The sequence below is a fragment of the Dorea sp. D27 genome, from assembly GCF_001185345.1.
In the GTDB taxonomy this organism is placed as follows: Bacteria; Bacillota; Clostridia; order Lachnospirales; family Lachnospiraceae; genus Extibacter.
Genome location: NZ_KQ236747.1, coordinates 61,986 through 74,529 on the forward strand (window position 1 = coordinate 61,986; position 12,544 = coordinate 74,529).

Consider the following 12,544-nt stretch of genomic DNA (forward strand, 5'->3'; position numbering starts at 1 on the left):
GGCGGCAGGATAATGCTATAATTATAATTAAATAACTTTTGTCTTTCATGAGAGGGGATTTATGCAGAAGATATTTAAGAAGTATACTATTATCATTATGTCAACTGCCATATTATCGATCCTTGTGTTCAATTTCTTCTTTTCTGCAAGCTCATCAAGGAGCCGGCAGCTGGATACGTTTAATGCCAAGATAGATCAGGTCATCCATACGATGGAAAATAACCAGGAGGAGCTGGCATCTATAAAAGAGAATCTGGACGAGGACTATCTGACCCGGGCGAAGGCAGCTGCATATGTGGTGGAGAAGAATCCTGGCGTATTGGACAGTGTGGAGGAACTGACGAATCTGGCCGCTCTGTTGGATGTGGATGAGCTGCATGTTACAGAGGCGGACGGAGTTATCCGTTATTCTTCCGTTCCGAAATATATCGGTCTAGATTTTCACAATGGCAGACAGATGAGGGGATTTCTTCCAATCCTGGAAAGTGACAGCGATGATATGCATATCATCCAGGAAGCGCAGCCGAATACGGCGGAAGCGAAGATGATGAAGTATGTGGGAGTCTCGAGAAAAGGAGTGAAGGGCCTTGTACAAGTAGGGCTTGAACCAATCCGCCAGATGGAGGCTCAGGAGAGGAACACATATGACTATATATTCAACCGGTTCCCCACAGATGTAGGGGAAGAGTTTTTTGCGATGGATGCAGACAGCGGGAAAGTCGTCGCGCATACCGGCAAGGGCGGGGACAGCGACGAGCTGGAGGCCTGCGGACTGGATAGCCTGGAAGAGTGCAAGTCGGGCGCATACAGGACTGTGGATGCCGGAGTGGAATGTTATGTAGTCACAAGAGTCTATGGAGATGTCCTCATAGGAGCATACATAGAAAAGGCTACGTTATATCATACATTTTGGAAAAATATTCTGCTGACATTCATCTACCTGCTGGTTGTCGAGGTGATTGCGGTGCTGCTGCTGAACTATCTGGTAAAACAGAAGGTTGTAAGCGGTATCCACAAGATTCGGGACCATCTGTCTGACATAACAAAAGGCGGGCTTGATACGACAGTGGAAGTAGGCGGCACCCCGGAATTTGAAGATTTAAGCAACGGTATCAACAGGATGGTGAGAAGCGTTGTGAGCAGTTCCAACCGCATATCCAAAATCATCGCCATGTCTCAGATTCCGCTTGCAGCCTTTGAGTATCAGAACGATATGGATTATGTATTCGTTACCGCCAAACTAGGTGAGCTGCTCGATATGGACGCGGATATGCTTGAGCGCTATACGAAAGATCCGGAGGCATTTCTACATATGATCCGGGTATTTATGGAAAGTACGGTTGAAAATGAAAAGGATGTATTCTATGCCGGCGCGCAGCGATATGTCCGCATTCACTTTACGATAGAAGAGGCAGGATATTATGGGGCGGTGACAGATGCCACGAGGGAAATGCTGGATAAGAGGAAGATGCTGTATGAGAACAACCATGACCAGCTGACCGGACTCAGCAGATATCCGTACTTTAAACAGAAGGCGTCACACATATTGGGCAGTATGAACGAAGACGAAATATGTGCCTGCGTCATGATGGATCTGGATGCGTTCAAAAATATAAATGATACTTACGGACATGATGTCGGTGACAGATACCTTCAGGAATTCGCACAATTCATGAAAGAACTTCCCAAAGAACACTGCCTCGTGGCAAGACGCTCCGGGGACGAATTCTGTATCTTTGCATTCGGATACAGGAAGGAAGACGAGATAAAGTCCCTATTGGACAGATTCTGGAAAGCACTGCGGTCAAAGACGGTAAGCCTTACAGATGGAGAGGAATGCATAATAAGCGCATCCGGCGGATACGTATGCACGAACGACAGGAAGCTGAGCTTAACATGGCTGCTCCGGCAGGCAGATGCGGCACTGTATGAAGTAAAGAGAAAAAATAAAGGACACTTTGAACTTTAATTTAGGACGTAAGAAAATTGAAAAGGGTTACGTCCCAAATTGAACTTTGTGGTGTACCAAAATGAAATAAGGGGTGTACCTATATGAAAAGCAGCAGGCTTTTTCAAATTTTATATCTTTTGATGGAGCATGGCAGCCTGACTGCCGGGATGCTCGCAGAGCGGCTGGAGGTTTCTGTGAGGACTATCTACAGGGACCTGGACGCGCTTTCGGCGGCGGGGATTCCGGTGTATGCCCAGAAGGGGCAGGGCGGGGGCGTCCGTCTGATGGAAGGATTCAAGATAGAGCGATCCCTGCTCAGTGAGGAGCAGCAGGAACAGATTCTGACGGCGCTGCAAAGCCTGGATTCAGTCGGGGCAATCGACAGCGGGAGCCTTCTTACACAGCTGTCGGGCCTGTTTGGCAAGAAAGCGTCTGACTGGCTGGAAGTTGACTTTGGAAGCTGGGGGGCTATGAAAAAGGAAAAGGAATACTTTGAACTGTGCAGACAGGCGATACTACATTGCAGACTTATTTCTTTTGAGTATTTTAATTCCTCCGGCGAGTGGTGTGAGCGTACGGCAGAGCCGATGAAGCTTTGCTTTAAGGGAGGCAACTGGTATGTATCCGGGTATTGCCGTAAAAGGCGGGGATTCCGTTTATTCCGTCTGAGCAGGATATGGAAGCTTACGGTGGAAGAGGAACTGTTTATTCCGAGGGAATATACAGAAGAGGAAAGCCGCGGGGACGGTCTTGAAATGATACCCATGAAAATAAAGTTTTCCAGAGAAGCGTCTTTTCAGGTGATGGACTTTTTCGCACCGGAGGACATTGAAGTGGCAAAAGACGGCTCTATGCTTGTAAATACTGCGTTTCCTCCGGGAATATGGATTAAGCGCTTTCTGCTGTCGTTTGGAGCACTGGCAAGGGTAATCGAGCCGGAATGGGTGCGGCAGGAGATGTGCGAGGAAGCAGAGAAAATCAGGCAGTCATATGAAATATGACGGAAGGTGTCAGATTACCTGTAATATAATAGCTGCAGAATACGGTATATAATTAGGAGGTAAAAGATTATGATTGAACTGCCGGAAGCTCTGGCGAGGGCAGAAGAGCTGGATAAAACGCTTACAGGAAAGACTGTGGAAAAAGTATATTCTCCGACGTCACCGCATAAGTTCTGCTGGTTTAATGGTGATCCGGATTCTTATGATGGCCGGATGAGCGGAAAGAAAGTAGAGGGAGCGGCCGGGTTTGGTATATTTGTGGAGCTTCAGTTTAGTGACGACATAAGCCTCTGCTTTAACGACGGTGTAAATGCAAGGCTATTTGCCCCAACGGACAGTATACCGGTAAAGTACCAGCTGCGGATGGACTTTACGGATGGATGGACTTTACTGTTTACAGTGGCCATGTACGGCGGAATCATCTGCTTTGAACATACGTATGACAATGAATATTTTATGAAAAGTAAAGAGGGCCTGTCCCCGCTGGAGGACGGATTCAACGAAGCATATTTCCATACGCTGCTGGAAAGCGTAAAACCTAACGTAAGTGCAAAAGCCTTTCTGGCTACGGAGCAGAGGATTCCGGGACTTGGCAACGGAGTGCTTCAGGACATCCTATTCAAGGCCCGTATCCATCCGAAGAAAAAGACTGGAAAGCTGACTGAGGAGGAAGCGGCCCGTCTTTTTCGAAGTGTGAAGGAAGTGCTTACTGAGATGTCCCGCCTGGGTGGGCGGGACACGGAGAAAGATATATGGGGAAACCCCGGCAATTATCACACGATACTGTCTAAAAATACATACAAGCATAAATGTCCAGTGTGCGGGGGTGACATTGTCAAGGCAGCGTACCTCGGCGGTTCAGTCTATTACTGCCCTGAGTGCCAGCCGCTGGATTAATGCTGATAACAGTTAAATAGAGTATACGACGGTGCTCTATAGACGGTCCATATTAAGAAAGGGGATACAGGCATGGCGAATTCATATAAGGTAATTGATGAAAAGAACTGGAAACGGAGCATGCACTGCCAGATATTCAGAAACAGCGTAGAACCGGCATTTTGCGTGACATTTGAACTGGATATCACTAATTTCCTGAAAGAAGTTAAGAGTAGAGGCTTTTCTTTTACGATGTCGCTCATATACATCGTTTCAAAATGTGCGAATGGAATCGAAGAATTCCGTTACAGGTTTGTTGACGGACAGGTTGTTTTATATGACCGTATAGATACCGCTTTTACATATCTTGATAGTGAGACAGAATTGTTTAAAGTTGTGAATGTTCCCATGATGGAGACGATAGAATCTTACGACGCGGTGGCACAAAAAACAGCCCACGAGCAGAAAGTATATTTTACGGGACCTCTCGGTAACGATGTGTTTCAGTTTTCACCGTTCCCATGGGTATCGTACACACATATTTCCCACACAAATTCCGGGAACAAAGAGAATGCCACGCCTCTTTTTGACTGGGGAAAATATTTTGAAAGAGATGGGAAGCTGCTGGTGCCGTTTTCAGTTCAGGCTCACCATTCCTTTGTGGATGGCCTTCATATCGGGAAGCTTGCGGATTCTCTTCAAGATGCACTCAACAAAAAGCTGTAACACAGCGGTCTATTACTATATGATCAGGAAAACTTCGAGCTGTTCATCGGAGGGAGCTGGAGTATGAATACCACAGAGAGAAAAGTACAGGAAGGGCCCCTTCGGTGGATATTATATTTGCAATACGCAAAAAGCCATAAGGATGACTTCAAGACGGATTTTCTGTTTTTAGACGTCTCCTATTCTTTTCTGTGTGCAGCCACGTAGTCGGCTCCAAAGCATATGGCCGCCAATATAAACAGAGAAATAGTGTTCATCAGATTTTCTGGAAGCGTCGGATTCTGCATTCCGGTAAACAGAGGGATTACATGGTTTATCCCGATGCTTACGGGAACACACAGCAGCAAAGAGAGCCCCGCCGCGCATAATTTCCTGCCTGGCATCATATGAAAAACGACATATATACACCAGATTCCAATGACAGAGATGACAGAAATGGAGGTGCCAAGCGCAAAGACTATGGGCAGCCTCAACAGCCAGCTCAGAACCGCCAGATATGGAACTACAAGAATACTTGCTGCAGCGAGCAGCTTTCGGATGATCTTGGTTTTGGCTTTAAAGGCAGGCAGCAGCATTGCCCAGCTGAAAAGCAGGGTGACAATAACGAGAAGAGACCAAGACAGTGTACCTGTCAGGCCAAAGTCACAGATGATACATGTAGCCATAGCTATAAGAAAAGAGGCTGACAATACGATTAATGATACATGCCGAAATCTTTGAAACTTAAGTTCCGTACTTCTGTTAGAATATTGAAGCGCTTCTTCCACCATAGACTCTGTATGTTCTGGCTGTGCATCCTCTTTCTTTTCTCCGTTCAGCAGTTCGCTCGTGGACACATCCAATGTTTTAGCCAAAGGAATCAAAAGCGATATGTCGGGGCAGCTCAGTCCACGTTCCCATTTTGAAATAGCTTTATCAGTCACGTCCAGCTTTTGTGCCAGATCTTTTTGAGTCAGATTTTTTTCCTTTCGCATTGCGCAAATAAATCTTCCCGTTTTTTCACTTTGATTGTTTTCCATTAAATTATTCCTCTCTGATTTCATTACTACAGCAGTAAACTGATAGCTATATTATAAGAGGACAGGGTATGTAAAAGCAACCGATTCCTGGTTGAATGACATACCCGACCATTGGTTTACCCATGCCTTTTTACCGCTGCCCTGCTTAAGAGACCGTATTCCAGAGCAGCTGGTTATTTTCAAAGTAACCACATATCTCCCCACTGTCTTTCAGCCTGGCAAGCGGACGTATATCTCTGACCGCGTCAGCATGAGAAGGGATGAAAAGGCCGGCTTGCATGGCACATACGCTGTGCAGCGTATCCAGATAGGCCGATACATCATAGAGAAAGGTAAGCCCGTACTTTTCAAGAGCTGTCTCGCTGCTCAGGCAGTCGGCCAGATATACTGTCCCGTCGGGCATGCGGTATCCGACCATATCGAAGAAATGTCCTGGCAAAGGGATAATGTCTACTTCTTGAGGAAATCCCGGTGCGGTTACGTCTTCTGCACAGCTTGGAGCAGCCATTAGAAATTTATGCCGCAGTTCCTTAAACGGATATCCGCCGTATAGGAAAGAAGGTTCCAGAAGAGGGTGCTTCGTAAATGCGGCTTCAATGCCTGGAGCATAAATCTTACACCCGTACTGCTGCTGCAGGTACCGGTTTCCGCCGATGTGGTCAGCATTAGAGTGGGTGTTAAGGATGGCCTTCAGATTCCAGCTGTTCTGCTCAAGAATTTTGCGTATCTTACGACCCGCATCCTTGTCATTACCGCTGTCTATCAGATAGACGTCACTGCCTCCTTTTGACGAATCTGCGGCACATATTATGGGCCAGGTATTCTTGCAGAGCATTAAACTCGATTACAATTATTATATATAGGCTGTTATATATTTTCAAGGAAAAGAACAGGCCTCCGCAGAATCTTATAGGAAGAAATCATGAACGGAACGAGCACCTGGCAGGAAGAGGCCCTAAAACGGGCTACTCTTCCTGGTATAAGCAATTGTAGAGAATGTCGATAAATTCTCCGTTTGCCGGCCTATGCTTCAGTCGGTAACCGGCAATCTTATCCAGTAATTCCCGATTGCCCTTATACCAGCAGTTAGTAATTGCAGTGCGGATACAATGCTCCACATTATCTCTGGATGTACCAAAATGGTCTGCGATATCAACATATAACGTTTTGTAGACCGCCAGCAGATAATTTTCACTCGAATGGCACAGCTTCAAACCGTACAGAAGAAAGTGGAATCCCTTCAGCGTGGAGCGTATCCCGAGCCTTAATAACAGGGCTCTTGTTTTGTCCATAATGCCTCCTTACGACCTTACGGATATATTGTATACAATACATGGAACAAAGGAGAGCAGCGGACGCAAACAGATAAGAAATAGTCATAAACGACAATATTCGACAATAAACGATATGTTGCAACATAGAATGCCATAAGCACGATATAGACAATTCTTTATTTCATGTCCCCCCATTTCCCGCTGAAGGATGTTAGGATTCGTATATCAAAAATAGGAGGAACTAAATCAAGGAAGAAACTACAAACTTTATACCGGAAAACTACATCGGTGAGAATGGGAACTGGTACAAATAGCAAAGGCAGCTATCGGGAATTTGCGGATGGCACATTGGAAATGTGGGGGACAATACCTGTTTCGGAGGCTTCCATAACGACAAAAAGTGGGAATATCTTTATTACACCGGGATATACCTTAACTTAGCTGTTTGTGCTAGCTTTTCCAGTACCTCTGGAGCATGGATTTATTCAGTTTCATGCTGCCGGCAAGTGGAAATAAGCTTTGATTTGGAGAGCCTGATTGGGCTCTCCTTTGCTGGCAATCTTAATTGTAACTTATATAAATAATGAAACGGCACAATATACTAATAGTAATGCCATAATCGTATTCGTTATTCGGGCATATTTAGAAAATAACACACGGAATACAGAACCAAAAGCAGCCCAGCATACGGTAAATATAAAGCCGATCAGAGCTAATAGCATTGCAAAACCTAACAGCACCAGTGGTTCTCCGTCAAAATAGGGCAGGATATAGGCTTCCATTGAAACGATACCATATATGTATATCTTTGGATTGATAAATTGAAGTATAAAACCTGACAGAAAACCGCTGCCGCTGTTTTCCTCGTCCAAATTCCCGCTGCTCCTGAATGTCTTCCATGCCAGATAGAGCATGTATGCGGCCCCCAGCATCAGCATTGGAAGTTTTATTTTTGGCAAGACGGATGACAGCAGGCTGCAGAATAAGGTACAGACTGCCATTATCACAGAGAATCCTGCCCAGATTCCGAGATTAAAAGGAAAAGATTCCTTAAAGCCCTTTCTGCTTGCGTTTGACATAGACATAATATTATTAGGACCTGGGGTGCCTGCCGTAACAGCGGCATAAGCGAGAAATTGAATCCAGCTAAACATAATAAATGACCTCCTTTTGTTTTGAGTGTTGTAAATGGAACTATAAGTTCGATATATTGTTCTTTTCTATATTGTACTATTAGTCCTTTATATTGTCAATAAAAATAGTGTCAGTTTTAGTTTTCACTATGGTACTCATGTACAGATAACAAGGCTGGAAAGGCTGACGAATAGGGAGTTTAACGGCTCTTTCCAGCTTGTGCCGTAAAATGTTTACAGGTCATGATTTAATCAAAATCCCGCCCGGTTCCCGCCCTGATTTCATAAATACTTGGGGCCAATATAAGAATCGATGTAGCAACTTGACAGTTACGGCATTAACATTTAGAGTATAAGAAACAAGAATATTCGCCTTAGGCGGAAAAGGGAACTCGACAAATCGGAAGTTTGTGAGGAGGTATGTGTAAAATGACTTGTAAAATAAGGAAATGGAAGTTATCGGACGCAAACGCTTTAGCGTCGGCTCTTTCCAATACAAAAATACAGGATAATCTTCGGGACGGATTACCTTACCCATACACGGAGCAAGACGGAGTGGATTTTATTTCTGCTATGCTCTCCGCAGATGAAAACGAAACGTTTGCGTTTGCTATTACGATAGAAGGAAAAGTAATTGGCAGTATTGGTGTTTTTCGTCAAGGAAACATTCACAGGCAGACTGCTGAATTGGGATATTATATTGCAGAAGAATATTGGGGCAAAGGAATAATGACTGAAGCCGTAAGACAAATCTGCATGTATGTTTTTGACAAGAGTGATATCATCCGTATCTACGCAGAGCCGTTTGCATATAATGCCGCATCTTGCCGGGTACTTGAAAAAGCAGGTTTTCAATACGAAGGAACATTGAGAAATAACGCTGTAAAGAACGGTAAGGTTATCGACATGAAGATGTACTCACTGCTGAAAACAGAATGGTAGGGGTGATGAAAAAGGCCCCCGCTGAACCCTTTTCCGGGAAAGGTGAAAGGATATAAAACCCCTCGGTTCCGCTACCGCACAGGCCCGTTCAAGTCATATACGGTCTGCTGAGCTGTTTTTTGCTATTTGGTAAATAAGAAATTTTTAATTTAGGAATTGACCTTTTTTTTAAAAGAGTTTACAATATAATAAACTATAGGACTTTTATAATACACTTTGACGGGAGGGTAGCTGCTATGGATATTAATATGGCAATTGCTCATAATATCAGACGGATTCGGGAGCAAAAAAAGCTTACGCTGGATGCGGCAGCAAAAGTTACCGGTGTTTCAAGAAGCATGCTGATACAAATTGAAAAAGGGGACGTGAATCCAACCATATCCGTTTTATGGAAAATAGCGACTGGCTACAAAACTTCCTTTACTTCGCTTGTAGAAGAACAAGAGAAGAATGCTGTAGTCGTGCGCGCTTCTTCTATACAGCCAATTGTTGAAGATAAGGGAAAATACGTAAACTTTCCATTATTTGGGTTTGATGAGCAGCGCTTGTTTGAAACATACCGAATCGAGATTGAGCCAGGTGGAAAGCTGGAAGCCGACGCTCACCTAGAAGGAGCGGAAGAATATATCACACTGTTTGCGGGAAGGATAACAATTACAGCCGGAGAAGAAATATTTGAACTAGGTGATGGTGATTCCGTACGCTTTCAGGCAGACAGACATCATTCTTATCGGAATATAGGAAGGACGAAAGCGTTGCTTCATATGATTATCTACTATAATAATTGATAAGGAATATTCGGTTAAGGAGCAGGCGGCCGGAAATCGGCTATAAGGCATACGAGTCTGCATAGAAAGTCCCGGCTAACGCCGGGATTTTCTTTTGCCTTGTAATTTGCAAGTAATCATAGCTTTCATTTGTACATCAGAAATAGCATGTACCTTCTATATTTCTCATTGATTCCGCTCCTATTTGCATGTATTGTTTACAAGCGAGGTGTAAGGTCAAAGGAGGCATTATGAACAACGTAAGAACCTTATTGCTGAAGCTTGGGGTACGCTCCACCTTGAGAGGATTCCATTTCATCCTCTACGCACTGCAGCTCTGCCTGGACAGAGAGGATTATCTGCTCTCCATCTATAAGACGCTGTATATGGAAGTAGCTCTGCATTTCGGTACATCCAGGGATAACGTAGACCACTGTATGCGCACTGCGATATCATACTGCTGGTGCAGGGGCAATCGGAAGCTTTTGGATAGTATTGTCGGCTATGAGCTGAAGCAGAAGCCTGCAAACGGAGAGTTCATCGACATTCTGTACAACTACTTATATCAAGAAGGGTAGCCCGCTTATGCGGGCTTCTTCTTTACTTGCATCTGGAGTTACTGCACATATAAACCAGTTTGTCAAGCAAACGGAAAATACGAAATAAAAGATGGTAAACGTCCAAAAGTGTCCCTCTTTGTCCCGTTTGTATTTGATAGAATGCAGCTATCAAATAACAAGGAGGACATACATATGGAAGAGACAACAAGCTTCATACCGGAAATCTACATCGGTGAGAACGGCAACTGGTATATCAACGGTTACGATACAGGGGTCAAGGCAAGAGGGGATGACGGAATCACGCCGCACATCGGGGCCAACGGCAACTGGTACATAGGGGAATCCGACACGCTGGTGCCGGCCAGAGGTCCAAAAGGTGATAAGGGCGATAAAGGAGAGACCGGCCCAGCTGGTCCGCAGGGACAGACTGGAGCCACGGGTCCGCAGGGGATGACCGGCCCCCAGGGATTGACAGGGGCACAAGGGCCGACCGGAGCCACAGGACCACAGGGAGCTACCGGCCCGAAAGGCGATACTGGAGCTTCAGGAGCACAGGGCCCGCAAGGACTACAGGGAATCCAGGGGCCGAAAGGTGAAAAAGGAGACCAGGGACCGGCCGGTCCGGTGAATATCGCAAATAACCTTGAGACGACGGAAGAGGGGTATGCGCTGGATGCCAGACAAGGAGAGGCAATAAAAGAATTGTTGAAACAAAATGCTATCTATGAGACCATCAATGGTTGGAATATCTACAAATATGCGTCAGGTAAAGTTGAAGCATACTATACAGACCCTCGTGGGGATGTTGCATTGACAGGTTTAAGAGCGGCAGGGGTATATTCGCACAATGATTATATTGGGAGGACATATACTTTCCCCAAAAACATTTTTACTAAAATACACTTCATAGATGTAAATGTACATTCAACTGGATATACACAGTGCCAAGTTGCATCTTCGGACATTAATAAAGTTATTATAAGGGTATGGTCTTCATATTCGACTACAGTTTCAGGCCTTAAAGTCTTATTAAAAGTAAGTGGAAGATGGAAGTAATAGCGTTTAAACCAGTTGGAAGGATTCTGGTTTGGAGCAGGACGTTGCCCTTGCCATATTTATTACTGCTCCCCCAAGCTGATGTCCAGCAGTAGTAGATATTTAGGACGGCAGTCGACGAAGTGGTACCGAACCAGTTCCTGTACTGAAGTGCGTCAAACCCATCAGAGTACAGACTATTTATCAAGGCTATACCGCATCGGTGAGGTTCTAAAGATGATGGCTACATCAGCCCGGTTACAATCCGCCATAAGAAGCTGCAGACATGGTACAATAAAATGTATTCTGCAAATGGAGAACCCGCAGTCCCTCTGTTTTCAAAGGATTGCGGGTTCTTGATGTTTTTTTTGATATGGAGTATACGGGATTCGAACCCGTGGCCTCAACAATGCGAATGTTGCGCGCTCCCAACTGCGCTAATACCCCATAGCGACAGTATACCACCAGAAGAGGAAAAAGAAAAGTAGTGTATTGATATTTATAAAAAATGAACAGATGTAAGTTATTGATTTTTATTGATTCCTTGTTATTGAAAAAGGCTTTAAAAGCATATAAGATGTTCCTATACGGAGGTAGGATAATGCAGACCAAAAAAGAGAACATCCGGGAAGACATACTTAGGGCGGCACAGAAAGAGTTCCTGCTCCATGGCTATGAAGCCGCGTCTATGCGTGTAATCGCAAAAAAGGCAAATACAACTCTTGGGAACATCTACCATTATTTTCCGAATAAGGAAGCAATACTTTCTGACATACTGAAAGAGCCGCTGGAAAAGCTTTCAAAACTGGTTGAAGGTCATCTGGCTCTAGAAGTCAATGTCTATACAATGGAAGAAATGTTGGACGCGTTAAGGGGAATGGATGATTTGAGCAACTATGAAGAATTCCAGTATGTGCTTGATGAACGTCTGCTGATTCTGTTTGATTTAAGAACAACCCGTTACGTCGAGGAGCGGGAACATTTTATAAAAAAATTTAAATGCCATATGGCATGGCACCTTGGCTTGGAAGACAGCGATTCCCCGTATATTGACATATTGACCTCCACTTTTATTTCCTGCATCCGTCACGTATTGCTTGAGCATAAAGATTCAGAAGATGCACAGAAAGAATTCATCAAGGTATTTAAAATGTTGTGTACCGGGCTGGCTGTCAATGGGGAAAAGCTGTAATCTGCCTTGAAGCGAAAGATGCGGTATGCTTTTGCAGCCGCAGAATCCGGTGTAGAAGAGGAGCGTTC

The 12,544-nt window shown here is 44.7% G+C and carries 13 protein-coding genes and 1 tRNA gene; 9 read left to right on the plus strand and 5 right to left on the minus strand.

The features are described from left to right. Positions 1-61 precede the first annotated feature (61 nt). The 4 genes from HMPREF0980_RS16080 to HMPREF0980_RS16095 all read left to right on the plus strand — a co-directional run bounded on the left by HMPREF0980_RS16080 (position 62) and on the right by HMPREF0980_RS16095 (position 4,554). Positions 62-1,969, plus strand: a complete 1,908-nt coding sequence (locus HMPREF0980_RS16080; protein ID WP_049730089.1) for a sensor domain-containing diguanylate cyclase — start codon at positions 62-64, stop codon at positions 1,967-1,969. Between the two features lie 83 nt (positions 1,970-2,052). Then, positions 2,053-2,952, plus strand: coding sequence for a helix-turn-helix transcriptional regulator (locus tag HMPREF0980_RS16085; protein WP_049730090.1), 900 nt, complete (start codon positions 2,053-2,055; stop codon positions 2,950-2,952). 69 nt (positions 2,953-3,021) lie between these two features. Further along, positions 3,022-3,849 carry a formamidopyrimidine-DNA glycosylase gene (locus tag HMPREF0980_RS16090; protein WP_049730091.1) on the plus strand — a complete coding sequence of 276 codons (828 nt, stop codon included), beginning with the start codon at positions 3,022-3,024 and terminating at the stop codon, positions 3,847-3,849. Positions 3,850-3,921: 72 nt separating this feature from the next. Continuing rightward, positions 3,922-4,554: a CatA-like O-acetyltransferase gene (locus HMPREF0980_RS16095; RefSeq protein WP_049730092.1), complete on the plus strand. Its 633-nt coding sequence runs from the start codon at positions 3,922-3,924 to the stop codon at positions 4,552-4,554. A 179-nt stretch (positions 4,555-4,733) separates the two neighbouring features. On the opposite strand, the gene HMPREF0980_RS16100 is transcribed toward HMPREF0980_RS16095, so the two are convergent. The 4 genes from HMPREF0980_RS16100 to HMPREF0980_RS16115 all read right to left on the minus strand — a co-directional run bounded on the left by HMPREF0980_RS16100 (position 4,734) and on the right by HMPREF0980_RS16115 (position 8,001). Next, on the minus strand, positions 4,734-5,528 hold the full coding sequence (locus tag HMPREF0980_RS16100) for a helix-turn-helix domain-containing protein (RefSeq protein ID WP_242847432.1): 795 nt from the start codon (positions 5,526-5,528) through the stop codon (positions 4,734-4,736). 190 nt (positions 5,529-5,718) lie between these two features. After that, entirely contained in the window at positions 5,719-6,408 is a 690-nt protein-coding gene (locus tag HMPREF0980_RS16105) for an MBL fold metallo-hydrolase (protein WP_049730094.1), read from the minus strand. A gap of 130 nt (positions 6,409-6,538) precedes the next feature. Then, positions 6,539-6,865, minus strand: a complete 327-nt coding sequence (locus HMPREF0980_RS16110; RefSeq protein WP_049730095.1) for a sporulation initiation factor Spo0A C-terminal domain-containing protein — start codon at positions 6,863-6,865, stop codon at positions 6,539-6,541. Between the two features lie 554 nt (positions 6,866-7,419). Beyond that, a complete protein-coding gene (locus tag HMPREF0980_RS16115) occupies positions 7,420-8,001 on the minus strand; it encodes a LysE family transporter (RefSeq protein ID WP_049730096.1) in 582 nt (193 codons plus the stop codon). A gap of 408 nt (positions 8,002-8,409) precedes the next feature. Between HMPREF0980_RS16115 and HMPREF0980_RS16120 the strand changes: the two genes are divergently transcribed. The 4 genes from HMPREF0980_RS16120 (at position 8,410) to HMPREF0980_RS16135 (ending at position 11,305) form a co-directional block, all read left to right on the plus strand. Then, the gene (locus HMPREF0980_RS16120; protein ID WP_049730097.1) at positions 8,410-8,922 is read left to right on the plus strand and encodes a GNAT family N-acetyltransferase; all 513 of its coding nucleotides are present in this window, start codon (positions 8,410-8,412) and stop codon (positions 8,920-8,922) included. A gap of 236 nt (positions 8,923-9,158) precedes the next feature. Next, positions 9,159-9,710 (plus strand): helix-turn-helix domain-containing protein, encoded by a 552-nt coding sequence (locus HMPREF0980_RS16125; RefSeq protein ID WP_049730098.1) that lies wholly within the window; start codon positions 9,159-9,161, stop codon positions 9,708-9,710. Positions 9,711-9,940: 230 nt separating this feature from the next. Next, a complete protein-coding gene (locus HMPREF0980_RS16130; protein ID WP_049730099.1) occupies positions 9,941-10,267 on the plus strand; it encodes a sporulation initiation factor Spo0A C-terminal domain-containing protein in 327 nt (108 codons plus the stop codon). 174 nt (positions 10,268-10,441) lie between these two features. Next, a complete protein-coding gene (locus HMPREF0980_RS16135; protein WP_049730100.1) occupies positions 10,442-11,305 on the plus strand; it encodes a collagen-like domain-containing protein in 864 nt (287 codons plus the stop codon). A gap of 353 nt (positions 11,306-11,658) precedes the next feature. Here the strand turns inward: HMPREF0980_RS16135 and HMPREF0980_RS16140 are convergent. Further along, a tRNA-Ala gene (locus HMPREF0980_RS16140) sits at positions 11,659-11,731 on the minus strand. Positions 11,732-11,885: 154 nt separating this feature from the next. Here HMPREF0980_RS16140 and HMPREF0980_RS16145 point away from each other — a divergent pair. Further along, complete coding sequence (locus tag HMPREF0980_RS16145) at positions 11,886-12,476, plus strand: TetR/AcrR family transcriptional regulator (protein ID WP_049730101.1); 591 nt, start codon at positions 11,886-11,888, stop codon at positions 12,474-12,476. The last annotated feature ends 68 nt before the right edge of the window (positions 12,477-12,544 follow it).

What these genes read in the sequence shown, in the direction of transcription:
- HMPREF0980_RS16080 (WP_049730089.1), top strand. Translation starts at nt 62, where the DNA reads ATGCAGAAGATATTTAAGAAGTATACTATTATCATTATGTCAACTGCC.
- HMPREF0980_RS16085 (WP_049730090.1), top strand. Translation starts at nt 2,053, where the DNA reads ATGAAAAGCAGCAGGCTTTTTCAAATTTTATATCTTTTGATGGAGCAT.
- HMPREF0980_RS16090 (WP_049730091.1), top strand. Translation starts at nt 3,022, where the DNA reads ATGATTGAACTGCCGGAAGCTCTGGCGAGGGCAGAAGAGCTGGATAAA.
- HMPREF0980_RS16095 (WP_049730092.1), top strand. Translation starts at nt 3,922, where the DNA reads ATGGCGAATTCATATAAGGTAATTGATGAAAAGAACTGGAAACGGAGC.
- HMPREF0980_RS16100 (WP_242847432.1), bottom strand. Translation starts at nt 5,528, where the DNA reads ATGCGAAAGGAAAAAAATCTGACTCAAAAAGATCTGGCACAAAAGCTG.
- HMPREF0980_RS16105 (WP_049730094.1), bottom strand. Translation starts at nt 6,408, where the DNA reads ATGCTCTGCAAGAATACCTGGCCCATAATATGTGCCGCAGATTCGTCA.
- HMPREF0980_RS16110 (WP_049730095.1), bottom strand. Translation starts at nt 6,865, where the DNA reads ATGGACAAAACAAGAGCCCTGTTATTAAGGCTCGGGATACGCTCCACG.
- HMPREF0980_RS16115 (WP_049730096.1), bottom strand. Translation starts at nt 8,001, where the DNA reads ATGTTTAGCTGGATTCAATTTCTCGCTTATGCCGCTGTTACGGCAGGC.
- HMPREF0980_RS16120 (WP_049730097.1), top strand. Translation starts at nt 8,410, where the DNA reads ATGACTTGTAAAATAAGGAAATGGAAGTTATCGGACGCAAACGCTTTA.
- HMPREF0980_RS16125 (WP_049730098.1), top strand. Translation starts at nt 9,159, where the DNA reads ATGGATATTAATATGGCAATTGCTCATAATATCAGACGGATTCGGGAG.
- HMPREF0980_RS16130 (WP_049730099.1), top strand. Translation starts at nt 9,941, where the DNA reads ATGAACAACGTAAGAACCTTATTGCTGAAGCTTGGGGTACGCTCCACC.
- HMPREF0980_RS16135 (WP_049730100.1), top strand. Translation starts at nt 10,442, where the DNA reads ATGGAAGAGACAACAAGCTTCATACCGGAAATCTACATCGGTGAGAAC.
- HMPREF0980_RS16145 (WP_049730101.1), top strand. Translation starts at nt 11,886, where the DNA reads ATGCAGACCAAAAAAGAGAACATCCGGGAAGACATACTTAGGGCGGCA.